Annotated in this window: 13 protein-coding genes; 1 reads left to right on the top strand and 12 read right to left on the bottom strand. The window is 41.9% G+C overall.

Features of this window, described 5'->3' with window-relative positions; all coding sequences use genetic code 11:
* Positions 1-8: 8 nt before the first annotated feature.
* The 8 genes from devC to H6G83_RS09230 form a co-directional block, all read right to left on the bottom strand.
* Positions 9-1,175, bottom strand: a complete 1,167-nt coding sequence (gene devC / locus H6G83_RS09265) for an ABC transporter permease DevC (protein ID WP_190470338.1) — start codon at positions 1,173-1,175, stop codon at positions 9-11.
* 27 nt (positions 1,176-1,202) lie between these two features.
* On the bottom strand, positions 1,203-1,538 hold the full coding sequence (locus tag H6G83_RS09260) for a DUF2834 domain-containing protein (protein WP_190470335.1): 336 nt from the start codon (positions 1,536-1,538) through the stop codon (positions 1,203-1,205).
* A gap of 7 nt (positions 1,539-1,545) precedes the next feature.
* Positions 1,546-2,838, bottom strand: a complete 1,293-nt coding sequence (locus H6G83_RS09255; protein WP_190470332.1) for an ABC exporter membrane fusion protein — start codon at positions 2,836-2,838, stop codon at positions 1,546-1,548.
* A gap of 33 nt (positions 2,839-2,871) precedes the next feature.
* On the bottom strand, positions 2,872-3,474 hold the full coding sequence (locus tag H6G83_RS09250) for a TetR/AcrR family transcriptional regulator (RefSeq protein WP_190470329.1): 603 nt from the start codon (positions 3,472-3,474) through the stop codon (positions 2,872-2,874).
* 312 nt (positions 3,475-3,786) lie between these two features.
* Positions 3,787-4,017 (bottom strand): hypothetical protein, encoded by a 231-nt coding sequence (locus H6G83_RS09245; protein WP_190470326.1) that lies wholly within the window; start codon positions 4,015-4,017, stop codon positions 3,787-3,789.
* 233 nt (positions 4,018-4,250) lie between these two features.
* The gene (locus H6G83_RS09240; RefSeq protein WP_190470323.1) at positions 4,251-6,059 is read right to left on the bottom strand and encodes an aspartate kinase; all 1,809 of its coding nucleotides are present in this window, start codon (positions 6,057-6,059) and stop codon (positions 4,251-4,253) included.
* Between the two features lie 213 nt (positions 6,060-6,272).
* Positions 6,273-6,653: a DUF423 domain-containing protein gene (locus H6G83_RS09235; protein WP_190470320.1), complete on the bottom strand. Its 381-nt coding sequence runs from the start codon at positions 6,651-6,653 to the stop codon at positions 6,273-6,275.
* Positions 6,654-6,678: 25 nt separating this feature from the next.
* Positions 6,679-7,167 (bottom strand): hypothetical protein, encoded by a 489-nt coding sequence (locus tag H6G83_RS09230; protein ID WP_190470316.1) that lies wholly within the window; start codon positions 7,165-7,167, stop codon positions 6,679-6,681.
* A gap of 220 nt (positions 7,168-7,387) precedes the next feature.
* Here H6G83_RS09230 and H6G83_RS09225 point away from each other — a divergent pair, with 220 nt between their 5' ends.
* The gene (locus tag H6G83_RS09225) at positions 7,388-9,442 is read left to right on the top strand and encodes a thioredoxin domain-containing protein (RefSeq protein ID WP_190470314.1); all 2,055 of its coding nucleotides are present in this window, start codon (positions 7,388-7,390) and stop codon (positions 9,440-9,442) included.
* Positions 9,443-9,672: 230 nt separating this feature from the next.
* Here H6G83_RS09225 and H6G83_RS09220 read toward each other — a convergent pair whose 3' ends face one another.
* The 4 genes from H6G83_RS09220 to H6G83_RS09205 all read right to left on the bottom strand — a co-directional run bounded on the left by H6G83_RS09220 (position 9,673) and on the right by H6G83_RS09205 (position 15,388).
* Positions 9,673-11,079 (bottom strand): hypothetical protein, encoded by a 1,407-nt coding sequence (locus H6G83_RS09220; RefSeq protein ID WP_190470311.1) that lies wholly within the window; start codon positions 11,077-11,079, stop codon positions 9,673-9,675.
* On the bottom strand, positions 11,076-11,420 hold the full coding sequence (locus H6G83_RS09215; protein ID WP_190470308.1) for a hypothetical protein: 345 nt from the start codon (positions 11,418-11,420) through the stop codon (positions 11,076-11,078). Before H6G83_RS09215 ends, H6G83_RS09220 begins: the two co-directional genes overlap by 4 nt.
* Before the next feature lie 138 nt (positions 11,421-11,558).
* Positions 11,559-14,810, bottom strand: a complete 3,252-nt coding sequence (locus H6G83_RS09210; RefSeq protein ID WP_190470305.1) for a CHAT domain-containing protein — start codon at positions 14,808-14,810, stop codon at positions 11,559-11,561.
* A 227-nt stretch (positions 14,811-15,037) separates the two neighbouring features.
* Positions 15,038-15,388 carry a DUF5615 family PIN-like protein gene (locus H6G83_RS09205; protein ID WP_190470300.1) on the bottom strand — a complete coding sequence of 117 codons (351 nt, stop codon included), beginning with the start codon at positions 15,386-15,388 and terminating at the stop codon, positions 15,038-15,040.
* Between the last annotated feature and the right edge of the window lie 5 nt (positions 15,389-15,393).

The following is a 15,393-nucleotide window of genomic DNA, read 5'->3' as shown; positions in this document are numbered from 1 at the left end:
ACTTTTGACTAAAACACATCTGCCGGATCAGCAGAGCGGAGTTTTCGCATAGCGATCGCACCAGAAAAACTACACATAACTACGGTAAGAATAAATACATTGACTGCTCGCTCTATAGTCATAGCGATGGGTAGCATAGTGGCGGCGTAGGTTATTTGATACAAACCAAAGGATAAAAAATAAGCTGGCAAAAAACCAAGGATGGCTAGAAACAAGGCTTCTTGCAATAGGGCTACTAGTAAATAACCATCGGTGTAGCCCATTGCTTTGAGGGTGGCGTATTCTGGCAAGTGATCAGAAACATCTGAGTAGAGAATCTGGTAAACAATGACAATTCCGACGATAAAACCGACACCTACACCCAAGCCAAAAATGAACCCGATACCTGTGCCGTTCGCCCAGTATTCTTTTTCTTTTTGGGCAAACTGTTCTAGTGTGAGGACTACCACATCATTGGGGAGATTGGCGGCTAGTTGCGATCGCACTTTTTCTATATCAACCCCTGGTTTGAGTGTGATTAATCCCACTTCAACGCGGTCTGCTTTGCGTTGAGGAAATAATCTGAGAAAGGTAGAATCGCTAGCAACAACATTACCATCAGCCGCAAAGGAGGCTCCACTGCTAAAGACACCTTTGACATCAACGTTGAGACTATTTAGTTCCGTCTGAAAATTGCTAGTTTTTTTGAAGATATCACCAACAGCACCGTATTCTGGACGACCTGCCTGATCGAATAGGACTTGATTTAATGGTTTAATTTGATTGAGATTTTGTTGAATTTCGGGAATTGTAAAAGCAGACCTTGCAGGCTCCATTCCCCAAACTAAAATAGCCCGTTCCTGACGTGTTTCGGGATTGCGCCATTGTCCTGTACCAATGTAGAGGGGGCTTACCGACTTCACACCTTCATAACCTAATGCTTGATACATTCGTTCTCTGGAAAAGCTTTTCACAGAAAACAAAGTTTGAAATTGGGGATTAATTAACACCAAATCTGCTTCTAAACTACGATGAGGTTTAACGGCTGCATCAAACAATGCCCCTTCAAATCCCATCTGAATAAATATCAGCATATCGGCAAAGGTAATACCTGCCACTGCCACTAATAGACGAGTCTTTTCTTTCATTAACTGCCGCCATGCAAGCGGCGTTTTCCGAAACATTTTGGTTAGCATATTGGGGATTGGGGATTAGGGACTGGGTTAATAGCTGACTGTTTCAGTCTGCTGTTCTAGATGCTGGTGTCGCATTAATAGAAATAAAGGGAGTGCCAGAGAAACACCAACTAATAAATTAGAGGCTACATAAACCCAGAGATTTGACATTCTTAGTCTTGTACCTTCCCAAAAGATGAATACCCAAAAAACTAGGGAAGAAATAATTAAATCTAGCCCAAAAAAACTAGATATTCTATTAGCAAATAGCTGTTCAATGAAGAGGGGAATATTCAGACCATTATCTAATAAAAATGGCAGAAACTGTGAATAAGGTAAAACTGTTCCTATAATGCAAAGCAAGAGATAGATAATTTTCACCATAATCAACTCACTTTGATGGTTCAATTGCTGCTTGTACTTGCAAGTTAGTCAAGCCTGCAACCTGTTTGCTATCTTCGGGATTGAGGCGAATTTTCACTTCTACAACTCGGCTGTCGAGGTTTTCTCCAGGTTGATTGCTAAATACGTTTTGACGGTTTACTTGTAAGCCGATGTGATAAACTTTTCCTTGCAGTTCGCCACTGAAGGCTTGACTGGTAATTACTGCGGGTTGCCCTAGTTTGACTTTACCGATGTCGGTTTGATAAACTTCGGCTACGGCTAACATTTGCGAGGTTTGCGCTAAGTCGGCTATGCCGTTCTCACTAATTTTTTCGCCTGCACGGGTGTGAATTTTCAGGATTTGTCCAGCTATTGGTGCTTTGATGTAGGCGGCGGCTAAGTCGGTATTGGCTCGTTGAAGTGAGGCGATCGCATTTTCTACTTCTGTTTGGGCTGCTTCCACATCCACGGGGCGCACTTCGGCAATACTGGTAAGGGTGGCTTTGGCTTCGCTGATTTGTTTATTGCTGGTGGCGTTGATGCGGTTTAATGCAACTTTGGCTTCGGCTAGTTGTTTACCTGCGGTGGCGTTAATCCGAGTTAATACGGCATTGGCTTCGTCTAGTTGCTGTTTGGCGGTATCTACTGTTAACCTTCTGGTATCAATTGCTGAACTGGAAATGGCTCCTTGTGCGTAAAGTTGCTGATAACGTTGATATTCAGCTTCGGCATTTTTGAGTTCTGCTTCTAGCCTTTTAATTGTGGCTTCTTGGGCTGTTCTGTCGCCTTCCCATTGCGCTTGTATTCTGGCGATTGTTTCTTGTTGGGCTGTTGCGTCACCTTGTAATTGGGCTTGTAAACGTTCTACGCTGGCTTGTTGGGCGCGAATGTCGCCTACTTTCGCACCTGCTTTGACTTGATTGAGTTTGGCTTGGGCGACTTGTACTTGTTTTTCGGCTTGGAATACGGCGTTTTGCAAGCGGGCGCGGGAGTCTAAAATTGCTACTACTTGTCCAGCTTTGACCTTATCACCTTCTTGAACTAGGATTTGGGCGACGCGATCGCCATCTAAAGCTAGTGGTGCAGACAAACTAATCACTTCTGTTTCTGGTTCTAGTCTACCCAGGGCTGTTACTTTGGGAACACTTTGCTGGGTTGGTGCTGAGTCAGATGCTGTAGTTTTACTTTGTCCCAACTGAGAAACTGCGTAAAAAGCGATTCCCGCCGTCACCGCAGTAGCAGCAATTACTAAGGCAATTAATCCTTGATTTGCGGGTTTGAATAGCAATTTTTGACTCATATTCCCCTCATTAAATTAATTTATTTAATGCTGTTAGTTGTTGTGACAGTTAACCAGTTTATCTACTTGGTTTTGCTGTAAATAAGCCGTCAGCATTTTTCCTAACAACGCACATTGTTCTTGAATATCAATGACTTCATTACACCAAAGCTTCTCTAAAATTAAGCCATTAACTAAGCTCAATACAAAGGAAGCTAAGACTATATCTTGTATGCCCAAAAAGTCGCATATAGCTTGTTGATAACGGCGATTGACTCGCCTGAATACAATGTTATTTTGTACTTCCTTTGCGCCTTGATGCTGACAAAAATTCACCCAAATGTATGTCCACTTTATGCAGTAATCTTCATTTCTGACTAAATATCTACCTAAAGCGGTCATTGCTTCTTCTATGGTTTTTGCACCAGCCATTTCCGCTAATGCTGTACTTATATCTTGTTTACTGATTTCCTCCACTAATTGTTCAAACAAGGTTTCTTTGCTGGGGAAATAGTGATAAAGCGTACCTGTAGAAACCTTTAATCCTTGAGCAATTTGCCTCATGGTAACGGAACCATAACCTTTTTCGGCAAACAAATCAAAGCATTGTTTGAGTAGTTCTTTACGATATTGGTCATGGTCAACTATCTTCGGCATTATTTTTATATCGAACGCTCGTTATATTTAATTTTGCTTATTTATATCAGTTAGTCAAGTTGTGACTAATCAAATGGGATTAAACTCCTGAAAAATATTAATTGTGAATGAGAAATCCTAACTAATGGTGTAAAAACCTTAAAAAAGCTTAAGATATTACACATTTCTTAATGTATTCTACGTTAGTAGCGCTGTCAAGGTATTTTCGGGAATTATTAGGACATGAGTTTTTTCAACGCAGAGGAGGAGGGAGGAAGCGCGGAGGGACGCAGAGTGTTAACAAGGATATTGGGCTTTTGCTGATGGATAATGCTATTCCAGTTGTTCTCGAAGAGATGGTGTGAGAATCATTAAGCCTCTGACAATTTCTTCAGGGGTAGCTGTACCATCGATTATTTTTGGTGTCAGCGCCATCACTTCCAACGCTAAGTGTTTGGGAACTCCGTAGGCTTCTAGGCGCTTCAATTCTAAAACGTCTATACCGGAGGCCATTCCCTCTAAATATTCTTCTACAGTCACTCCCAAATCTTCAATTTCTGACATAGGTATAATATTAAGTTCGCTTAAATACTTATCATATATTGGGGGCTGGTAATAGGTAATCGGTAATCGGTAATGGCTCACAACAATTACCTATTAGCTATTACCAATTACCGACCAAAACAACCATATTATAAGTAATTAGCCGAACTTGATATAAGTGTGTAAATAATTTAAAGTTTGTAGTAAGGACTTTAGTCCTTTCTATAGACAAAGTTCTGACTACAAACTCGCAACTATGCAGGGACAACGAATTTTTCGCTTCCGGCTAACTCAAAAGCAGAGTGTATGACTTGCAAAGCCTGGACACCCTGTTCTTGAGATACAACACAACTAATTTTGATTTCCGAAGTAGCAATCATTTGAATGTTGATTTGATGTTTAGCTAGTGCGTCAAACATTTTGGCTGCTACACCGGGTTGTCCCACCATACCTGCACCCACAATACTAACTTTAGCGATCGCACTATCCAAAACCACATCACCCCAACCTAATTGTCCTGCGACTTGGGTGAGCAATTGCTGGGCTGTTTCGCCATCGATGCGGGGGACTGTAAAAGCGATATCTCGACGGGGAACACCATCAACTATCCGACAACGTTGGGACTGAATAATCATATCCACACTGATGTTGTGCTTTGCCAGGATGCCAAATAATTGCGCCGCCATCCCTGGACGGTCTGGTACTTGACGAATAGCTAGACGGGCTTGGTTTAAGTCTAGGGCGACACCGCGAACGGGGGGATTGGGGACTGGGGATTGGGGATTGGGGACTGGGGAAGAGGTGGCGATTTCAAAGGCTTTACGTAAGGCTGTGATGGCGCGATCGCCGTCTAAAGCATCAACTACGCAACTCACCTTGACTTCGCTGGTGGATATCATTTGGATGTTTACGCCGGCTTCGGCTAGGGTGGCGAACATCTTAGCGGCTACCCCTGGACGGCCGATCATACCTGCGCCGGCGATGCTGACTTTGGCAATGTTTTGTTCTAGCATCACCTCGGCTTCGTCTGATTTGGGGTTGGTGGGGCTGCGGAGGGAGGGAGCGATCGCAGCTGCTACGGCTTCGGCTCGTTTTAATATGGGTGTGGTTACGGTGAAGGCGATGTCATTACTATTACCTTCGTGGATTGATTGAATAATTAAATCTACGTCTACCTGTTGTCTGGCAATTTCCCCGAATAGCTTGGCTGCTACCCCTGGTTTATCGGGGACACGTAACAAGGCTACCTTGGCTTGGTCTGTATCTAATTCTACCTCATCGACTGGACGAGCTAATTCCAAATTGACAAGCGATCGCCCTTGGGGTTTGGGTGTAGTTACCCAAGTACCAGGGTCATCAGTCCAGCTAGACTTAACTACCAAAGGCATACTATAGTTACGGGCAATTTCCACGGCGCGGGGATGGAGGACTTTTGCACCCAAACTTGCCAACTCTAGCATTTCATTACAGGTAATTTCCGCCATTAACTGGGCTTCGGGAACGAGGCGGGGGTCTGTAGTCAAAATCCCTGGTACGTCTGTATAAATTTCACAGAAGTTTGCTTGTAATGCGGCGGCTAAAGCCACGGCTGAAGTATCGGAACCACCACGTCCCAGGGTAGTTATTTCCAATTCTCCATTGCTAGATATACCTTGAAATCCAGCTACAACAACTACCTTACCTTCCTCCAGATGACGTTGCAGACGTTCAGTTTCGATGTGTAAAATGCGGGCGCGGGTGTGTTCAGCTTCGGTAACAATGCCTACCTGCGCCCCAGTCATGGAAATTGCTGGTTGTCCGAGTTCCTGCAACGCCATACTCAAAAGCGCGATGGTTACTTGTTCGCCTGTGGACAGCAACATATCCATTTCCCGGCGGTTAGGGTTGCGAGAGATTTCATTGGCTAGCTTGACGAGTCCATCGGTAGTTTTCCCCATTGCGGAAACCACTACAACCAGAGAATTTCCTGCTTGCACTGTTTTATAGACACGCTGTGCTACTGCTTGGATGCGTTCGACTGAACCGACAGATGTACCACCGAATTTCTGAACTATAAGCGCCATATCTTTTATTATATTAAATTGCCTACTTCTTTCAACGCTCCGCCGGGTGAGGCAGCTTTGAAGGCTCGTTAGTTATTTAGTTTACTAAATATTGAGTAGGATGCTTGACTATTAATAACTCAAAATTTTAACTGTGTGTTCTCTGTGTCTCTGTGGTTTAAACTTTATTAACCACAGAGGCACAGAGAACACAGAGAGAAGAGGTTTTGATTTTTAAAACTTTAAATTGAAGGCGGCGACAGCTAACGCACCCCAACCAAGTAGAAAGGCGAAACCGCCGAGTGGGGCGACTGCACCTAAAATTTTAATTCCTGTTAAGCTGAGGGCGTACAAACTGCCACAAAAAAAGGCAATACCAAGGATGAATAACCAGCCACTAGCTATGAGGGTAGTTGGTGGTGACTCTAGGCGAGTAATTAAAACGGCTACTAGCAAGAGTGCCAGAGCGTGGTACATTTGGTAACGAGCGCCAGTCTCAAAAATTTCTAGCGATCGCTCACTAATCTTTTCTCTTAGGGCGTGGGAAGCGAAAGCCCCGAAGGCAACTGACAAACCACCTAAAATGGCAGCTACGCTTAAAAAAATCTGCGTCATTAGACTTTAATTGTCAACAAGGGAATCAGACATCAAAATGATATGATACCGAACCTTCCTCACTGACTTGAAAATTAGCGTTTAATTCTTTAGCTTTGTCGTCTAAATATTGTCTGGCGACGGTGGGAGGAAGTTGTGACTGCATGGCAAAACTTAAAACTGTTACTCGTCCTTGATTTCGTTGGATTGTATCATAAAAGATAGCTTGTAGGCGATCGCTTAACTGCTGCTGGAGTGCTTTTTTAGAATTTTTTTCTTGCAAGTATAGCCCCACACCCAGCCACGTTCCCAAAATCAACGTCGGTACGCCAAATATCACACCATTTGTAGCCGTGTTTTGCAGGTCATTTAAAGCAGATGTATTCACATCATCAATCACAACCTGCTCATTATCACCCGTAGGTATATCCTTAAGCATGGTATTGATTTGAGCTACCGCAGAAGCTGATAATGTTAAAAAAGTGAATCCGAGTGTTAATAGCCAACCCGCCGCCAACTTTTCAGCAGTCTTCATAGTCTCACTCCCGCCTTAGACTTTGCTTGTGATTCTAACCTCAGACAATTGAAAATTCAAAATGCAAAATTCAAAATTAAAGACAGCTTATACTGTTTCTTGATGAATCCACTATAGAGACGTTGCATGCAACGTCTCTACATGATTTATTCGACACAACTTATCTCTCCCCAATCCCCAATCCCCAATCCCCAATCCCCAGTCCCCAATCCCCACCATTATGACTAATCGCCTTGCCAAAACCAAGAGCCTCTACCTGCGTAAACACGCCGAAAACCCGATTGACTGGTGGCCTTGGTGTGATGAAGCGCTGGCTACAGCTAAAGCCCAAGATAAACCGATTTTTCTGTCGATTGGTTACTCTAGTTGTCACTGGTGTACAGTGATGGAAGGTGAGGCTTTTTCTGATCAAGCGATCGCTGATTATATGAATGCTAATTTTCTCCCTATTAAAGTAGATAGGGAAGAAAGACCAGATATCGATAGCATTTATATGCAGGCGTTGCAGATGATGACAGGACAAGGGGGTTGGCCTTTAAATGCTTTTCTGTCCCCAGAAGATTTAGTTCCCTTCTTCGCTGGGACTTACTTTCCTTTAGAACCAAAGTACAACCGTCCGGGATTTTTGCAAGTTCTGCAAGCATTACGCAACTACTACGATACAGAAAAAGATGATTTACGGGAACGCAAAGCTGTCATTGTGGAGTCGCTGCTTACCTCTGCGGTGTTGCAAGGGGAGGCTAACCAGGAAGCCCAAGAAGGTGAATTGCTGCAAAAAGGTTGGGAAACTAACACAGGGGTAATTACGCCTAATCAATATGGTAATAGCTTCCCGATGATTCCCTATGCTGAGTTAGCATTGCGGGGAACGAGATTTAATTTTCCATCCCGGTATGATGGCAAAGTTTCTACTCAACGTGGTTTAGATTTGGCATTGGGGGGAATTTATGACCATGTGGCGGGAGGCTTTCACCGCTACACTGTTGACCCCACTTGGACAGTTCCCCACTTTGAGAAGATGTTATATGATAATGGGCAAATTGTCGAGTATTTAGCCAATTTATGGAGTGCTGGTGTAGAGGAACCAGCGTTTAAGAGGGCTGTGGCTGGAACTATTGCATGGTTGCAACGAGAAATGACTGCACCGGAAGGTTATTTTTACGCGGCGCAAGATGCTGATAGTTTTACCACTCCCGAAGAACAGGAACCAGAGGAAGGCGCTTTTTATGTGTGGAGTTACGCCGAACTGGAACAACTGTTAACAACCGCAGAACTCACAGAATTACAACAACAGTTTACAGTCACTCCCAAAGGTAACTTTGAAGGTAAGATTGTACTGCAACGCAGACAGCCTGGGATATTGAGTGCAACGGTAGAATCTGCGTTGGGGAAATTGTTTGTTGCACGTTATGGTAGTACGGCTGATGCACTGGACATCTTTGCGCCTGCGAGGGATAATCAAGAAGCGAAATCTGCAAACTGGCCGGGACGTATCCCATCGGTGACGGATACAAAGATGATTGTAGCTTGGAATAGTTTGATGATTTCCGGCTTGGCGAGGGCTGCGGCTGTGTTCTCAGAATCTTTGTATTTGGATATTGCAGCTAAAGCAGCGAACTTTATTTTAGAGCATCAGTTTATTGACGGGCGTTTTCACCGCCTCAACTATCAAGGGGAAGCGACGGTATTGGCTCAGTCGGAAGACTATGCTTTATTTATTAAAGCGTTGTTGGATTTACAAGCGGCTCAACCTGAGAATCGATTTTGGTTGGAAAAGGCGATCGCACTTCAACAACAATTCGACGAGTTCCTTTGGAGCGTAGAACTTGGTGGTTATTTTAACACAGCTAGTGATGCCAGTCAAGATTTAATTGTGCGCGAACGGAGCTATGCGGATAATGCTACACCATCAGCCAACGGTGTGGCGATCGCAAACCTTGTGCGTCTCTCCCTCCTCACCGATGATTTACATTATCTCGATTTAGCCGAGGCTGGGTTGAAGGCGTTCAAAAGTATCATGTCTAGCGCCCCACAAGCTTGTCCGAGTTTGTTCACCGCTTTAGATTGGTATCGTAACTCCACTTTGATTCGCAGCACAACCGAGCAGATTAATACTTTGATTGGGCAATATTTACCCACGACTGCATTCTCTGTAGTGGCTAATTTACCTGACAATAGTGTGGGGTTAGTTTGCCAAGGTTTGAAGTGTTTACCATCGGCTAATACTGTGGAAATGTTATTACAGCAAGTGCAGCAAAGTCAAAATAGAGCGTAATATCAAGTTCGGCTAATTACTTATAATATATTTGCTTTGGTCGGTAATTGGTAATTGGTAATTGGTAATCGGAGAAAACAATTACCTATTACCCATTACCAATGACCAACCTTGACGATATGATAAGTATTTAAGCGAACATGATATAATACCATGTTTGTAGTAAGGGCTTTAGCCCTTTTCTGACTCTCTTCCCGCTAAATTATTTTATGCTACCTCATCAGTGATGTTTACTTTCTACGTCTGGTTATTAACCAGCCTAAAACCATAAACAAGAAAGTGGCGAGGATGCTAAGAAATAACGAGGCGTAAAAGGGATGGGGTTGCTTATCAAAAGATAATGTTATGGGTTGGTTGATTTTGTCGATATGGGAAACGATAACACCGGAAGCGATCGCACCGCCACCGAAACCGATACCTAGTATTTGAATCGTGTTTTCTAGATGGCGATCGCGTTCTGCTTGTTCTATTTCCACAATACCGCGAATTGTGTCTATGGCTTTACCTAATAATTCTGAGCCGTGGCGGAAATAACCCAAGTCGCCATTAATTTGTTGTTGGAAATAAGCACAGTTTTTTTGGCTAAATGTTTCTAGAAAACTGATATCTTCATTAGCGAAGATGCTTTTAATTTGTTGTAGTCTCTCGTTGTAATTATAAGTATTGATAGCAATGGTGTTTTGATATTCTTCTAAGTTTCGTATTAAGCGGGTATATGTTAATGATATTTGGGGTAAGGCTTTCAAATCGTTTTTTAAATTATTCAAGTTAATTTTATTAGAGTTTACATCGTTCAATTTTGCAACTTTATCAATTGTATTTTCTATCTCTCGATATTCCTCATCAAGCTTTTTATAAATTTCTCTACTATCTTTATATGCTTTAACTGCTTTGGTACGGAAGAAAAATAAATCTAGTAATTCTTGATAGCATTGATTAAATTTACTGTCTGCTTGTTCGTCAGTAAATAACCATATGAGAACCTGTTGATAATTATTTAATTGACTAAATAAACCATATTCAAAAATTGGGCTACCAAATAACTCGCCTTGGCGGTTAAATGGAGGTAGTGGATAGTTATCGGGAAAGAAGGATTTTAAACAATCATTGGCTATTTGCTGGATAATTTGTCTGTCTTTTGCGCCTGTTAACCAGCCAGTAATTAGCAGAGTTTGACCGAGAAATAAAGGATTTTCGGGAACTGTGAAACAATTATTTTGATTTAATTGGCGTAAAAAGGTAATATCTACATCTTCGGTATGATTGTTATTTTCCTTTTCGGGACGGCGGAGATTTAACCATAAACTGTAACTGTCATATATTCTTAAGGGATAAGCAAAGCCTTTAATTAGTAAGTCTTGGCTTTGGTTGAGAGGAATTTTACCCTGTAAATCGACAGCATAGTTATCATCGATTACATCTGTGTCTTTGAGTAAATCGACACGGGGGTTATCTGGGGTTTTATTGACATCAATGCGTTGATGGAGTTGTAAATTTTGGTGTAAAGTTGTGCTGATTATAGCGTTAGCATGATGCCAAAGGAAGTCTTTATCTGTTGATGAATTCTTTATGTCATTACTGGCACTTTTGTACAATTGAAAAGCGAATAAATGAATGTTCGGTGCATAAATTTTCATGGTTGATTAGTTTGGCTGTTGCTTGTCTTTCTATCTTGTAGTTTCTTGAGTTCATCTTGCACTACTCTATAGCGATTTTCTTGAGTATTTTCTTGAATTTCCGGCTTACTTTTCCTGACTTTCTCAATTTCTCTTTCTTCAATTAATACCGCGTCTCTCACATCTTCATATTCCAGATACCATTGGCGAATAGCTTGTGCAAATAAATCTGACGGTTGGTTTTCTAATTGGTCAAGTTCTTTCAGTAATTCGGGGATGGCTGCAATAGCTACTGGGGAGAAAACATAATCTTGATTTCTCACGACTTGGGTAAATGCTTGAATGAGTTTATCTGGTTCCATAGGTTTGGTTTTGAGTTGGTTAATTGTTAATAATATTTGACAATATATATCAATTTTATATCAAGTTGCACATAGTTATAAAATCCATTAATCTATCTGCGTTCATCTGCGTTCATCTGCGTTCAATGAGACAGAAAACTAAACTGGAGAAATAGCACAAAAAGCCGCCCAAAATTCTGGTCTTTTAAATGGTTGTTGCTTAGGTCTATATTCTTGTAATAACTTAATGATTTTTTGCTGTTGTGTATTTTGCATATTAGTTTTACCTTTCACCCACTTGACGATTTCTCCTTGCGTTGCTTGGCGTAACCATGCTTGGGTATGATTCAAGGCTAACGACACATTATATTGATAAATCGGTAAGTTTTCATAAAATTTAATCATTAGTAAAGCTGTGTGAAAGTCGCTAACTGCCCATAAACTACTAATGATGTTAGTTGCACCAGCACGGATAAAACCACTTGTCAAGCCTATATATTCATCGCTGTCATTTATAGGGTCAATAAAACCAGTTTCGCAAGCGGAGAGACAGACGAGACGACAGTTATTTAAGTTTAATTGAAAGATATCTTCTAGGGTGAGGCATTTATCTAAATCAATTGCTGTTTCGTCGTCAATTATCAGGTAGCTTGATGAATTGATGGTGCTGGGAATGTTAGAAACTACTGCATCGGCTAACTGTAAACCAGATTTTAAGGGGAAACTGAAGTTAAAGTAACCGTGACAAGAAAAATGCAGCCATTGGGAATTGCTGAGGTTTTCATTTGTTGGTGTTGCTGTTAATCCGGCTTTGGTGGCTTGGTGATGTTTGAGGATTTGTTGGGGTTGAAAATCTGCGGCTATGGTTTCGACTTCGATATCGGTGAAGGCTAAATCGTTGGTGGGGTTTTGAATGGCAAATAAATTGCTGAATTGATTTAACTCTGGGGTTGCTAATTTTTGCGCTTGGCGTTGAGTAAATCGTAAAAGTTGATTACTTGGGGCATAACTTACGCCATGAGGGAATCTATCAAATAAATATTCTGGTTTTGATGAGTCGTTATTAACTAGCGGTACAGCATGGAGTGGGAATAAATGTAAATAACGATGGGGAATGAGAATCAGTTTTTTGTATTGGGAGGGAATGAGAGAAATTATCTGATTGAGATGAAGGATTTGATTTAGTTGGGTTAGTTGCTCGTTTAGCTGATATCGCCACTTTCGTTTATTTTCAAAGTAAATTTGCAGGTAATTATCAGTCCAGTTTATTAAATTGTCTAAATCTTCTGAAGTTGATTGCCAAATGCTTGGTTGATGGTTTTTAGTGATGATGAAAGCACGAAAACAATCAGTAAATATATACCATTGGATAATAACGGTTTCATCGTCTAAAAGATTTTGAATTTGTGCAAAACGGATATTGCTGTCTATGTCAGGGAGATTTTCTTGATTTATTGAGTCTGCTTTGCTTAATAGTTCTACTAAATAGCGGGTTTTGCTGCGTTCAATATATTCTATCGCTTCATTGTCTTTGCCCAATGCTAGGCAAACTTCCACCATGCGTCTATAAAGTTTATTCCATTCTTCTGCTTGTTTGCGCTTGGCTTCTTCACCTAAATTATCACCTGCATTAATTTCACCTCGTAAAGCTTCGACAGTTGCTATTGCTTGAGCAAAGGTATTGTAAGCTGAGTTAAATTGTTGTTCTTCTTGGTATAAACTGCCGAGATTGAATAAAGTTCCTGCATGATTTTGGGGAAAAGCTGTACGGGTTCTAATTTCCAGCGCCGCATGAAATGCAGCAATTGCTTGTTCGAGATTGTCGGTTCTGCCTCCTAACATTCTCTCAGAGTAAGCAGTCCCCAAATTATTTTGCGTCATTGCCCATTGTTCAGGAAAGGTACTGCGGGTTCTGACTTCCAGCGCCGCCTTATATGCAGTGATCGCTTGTTCGAGATTGTCGGCTCTGTCTCCTAATATTCTGTTACGGTAAGCATTCCCCAGATTATTTTGCGTACCTGCCCATTGTTCAGGAAAAGCTGTACTGGTATATACTTCCAGCGCCGCATGAAATGCAGCAATTGCTTGTTCGAGATTGTCGGCTCTGTCTCCTAATACTCTGTTACGGTAAGCAGTCCCCAGATTATTTTGCGTGGTTGCCCATTGTTCAGGAAAAGTTGTACTGGTATATACTTCCAGCGCCGCATGAAATGCAGCAATTGCTTGTTCGAGATTGTCGGCTCTGTCTCCTAATATTCTGTCAGAGTAAGCAGTCCCCAGATTGTTTTGCGTCATTGCCCATTGTTCAGGAAAAGCTGTACTGGTATATACTTCCAGCGCCGCATGAAATGCAGCAATTGCTTGTTCGAGATTGTCGGCTCTGTCTCCTAATATTCTGTCAGAGTAAGCAGTCCCCAAATTATTTTGCGTCATTGCCCATTGTTCAGGAAAGGTACTGCGGGTTCTGACTTCCAGCGCCGCCTTATATGCAGCGATCGCTTGTTCGAGATTGTCGGCTCTGTCTCCTAATATTCTGTCAGAGTAAGCAGTCCCCAAATTATTTTGCGTACCTGCCCATTGTTCAGGAAAGCCGTTGCGGGTTTTAACTTCCAGCGCCGCCTTATATGCAGTGATCGCTTGTTCGAGATTGTCGGCTCTGTCTCCTAATATTCTCTCAGAATAACCATTCCCCAAATTATTTTGTGTGGTTGCCCAATCAACAGGAAAGGTGTTGCGAGTTCTGACTTCCAGTGCCGCATGAAATGCAGCGATCGCTTGTTCGAGATTGCCGGCTCTGTCTCCTAATATTCTGTCAGAGTAAGCATTCCCCAGATTATTTTGCGTGGTTGCCCATTGTTCAGGAAAAATGCTGCGCGTATAGACGCTGAAGGCAATTTCATAACCAGCGATCGCAATTTCTATGTTGTTGGCTTTGCTACCCAAGGGAAAATGCTGAATCAGATTACTAAAATTACCAATTACTGCGGCAATGTATTCTGCTCTATCTGCTTCAGCTAGTGCATTTGTTGCCAAAAGGCGCAATAATTCCGCGAAGATATCATCAAGTTTATCGGTATTGGCTGCTAACAATGGGTATATTACTTGAGCGTCACCCTCACTTTCTTCTGTTGTTCGTAGTACCTCTAATATAAATTGTAAATAAGTCTGTATATCTTCTTCAGAAATAGACTGTGTTTTTGAGGTGAGAGATGTTGCTAAGTTTCTCAACCATTCCGCGATATCTTCCTCTCCCTGCTGGGCAAAATTTTCTGCTTCTGCTATCAACACCTGCACAAAGTCAGCATCCAGCAATTCTCTATTAGCTGCTAATATCTCCGTTTCTTCACCGCTAGGGCAATCTAGCAGATTTTTAATTAGCTGATAATAAGCCTGTAGGCGCTGTTCGTTCATTAGCTGGTGCAGGTATCATATAACACGATTCTATTATGGCAAAAAGGGCGGTTAGAAACCGCTTCTACACAGACGAAACCTGCGAAGGCAGGTTTAAGACCTTGATTTTTAGTCCGCGAAGGCGGACTTCGCTTGTGTAGCCGCGAATTACATTCGCCCAGGCTCTTGCTGAGTATCAATTCTCTTAGCCTTTGCTACTATTAATTTCTTGAGCGAGACTTTGGCTTTCACAAAGGTAAATATAGTACAACTCCCTGCCATTCTGCTTGTTCACTAAAATTTATCAATAACAATAGCTCATCAATGGCTTGCCGAATTAGCATTCGATCATTAACTACAAACATACCTGCCATCGCTTCTCCTTGTACCAAGCGGTTGTAAGCAAAATCTGGCATTGTGGCACGATCATGAGTAAGCAAAATACGCTCATTAATTGCTGCCCAATCTAAAATAGCTGGATCATCTACTTCCCGCAAACCAACATCTTGAACCCTAAGTAGATCAAGATTTGGTTGACGCAAAAATAGCCCCCGTACAATATCACCGTTGAAATTCTCATCACTTAACAAACTCAACATAACCC

The organism is Anabaena azotica FACHB-119 (genome assembly GCF_014697625.1).
Classification (GTDB): Bacteria; Cyanobacteriota; Cyanobacteriia; order Cyanobacteriales; family Nostocaceae; genus Trichormus; species Trichormus azoticus_A.
Note: the sequence above shows the minus strand (reverse complement) of the source record. Positions and strands in the feature narration are given on the sequence as shown.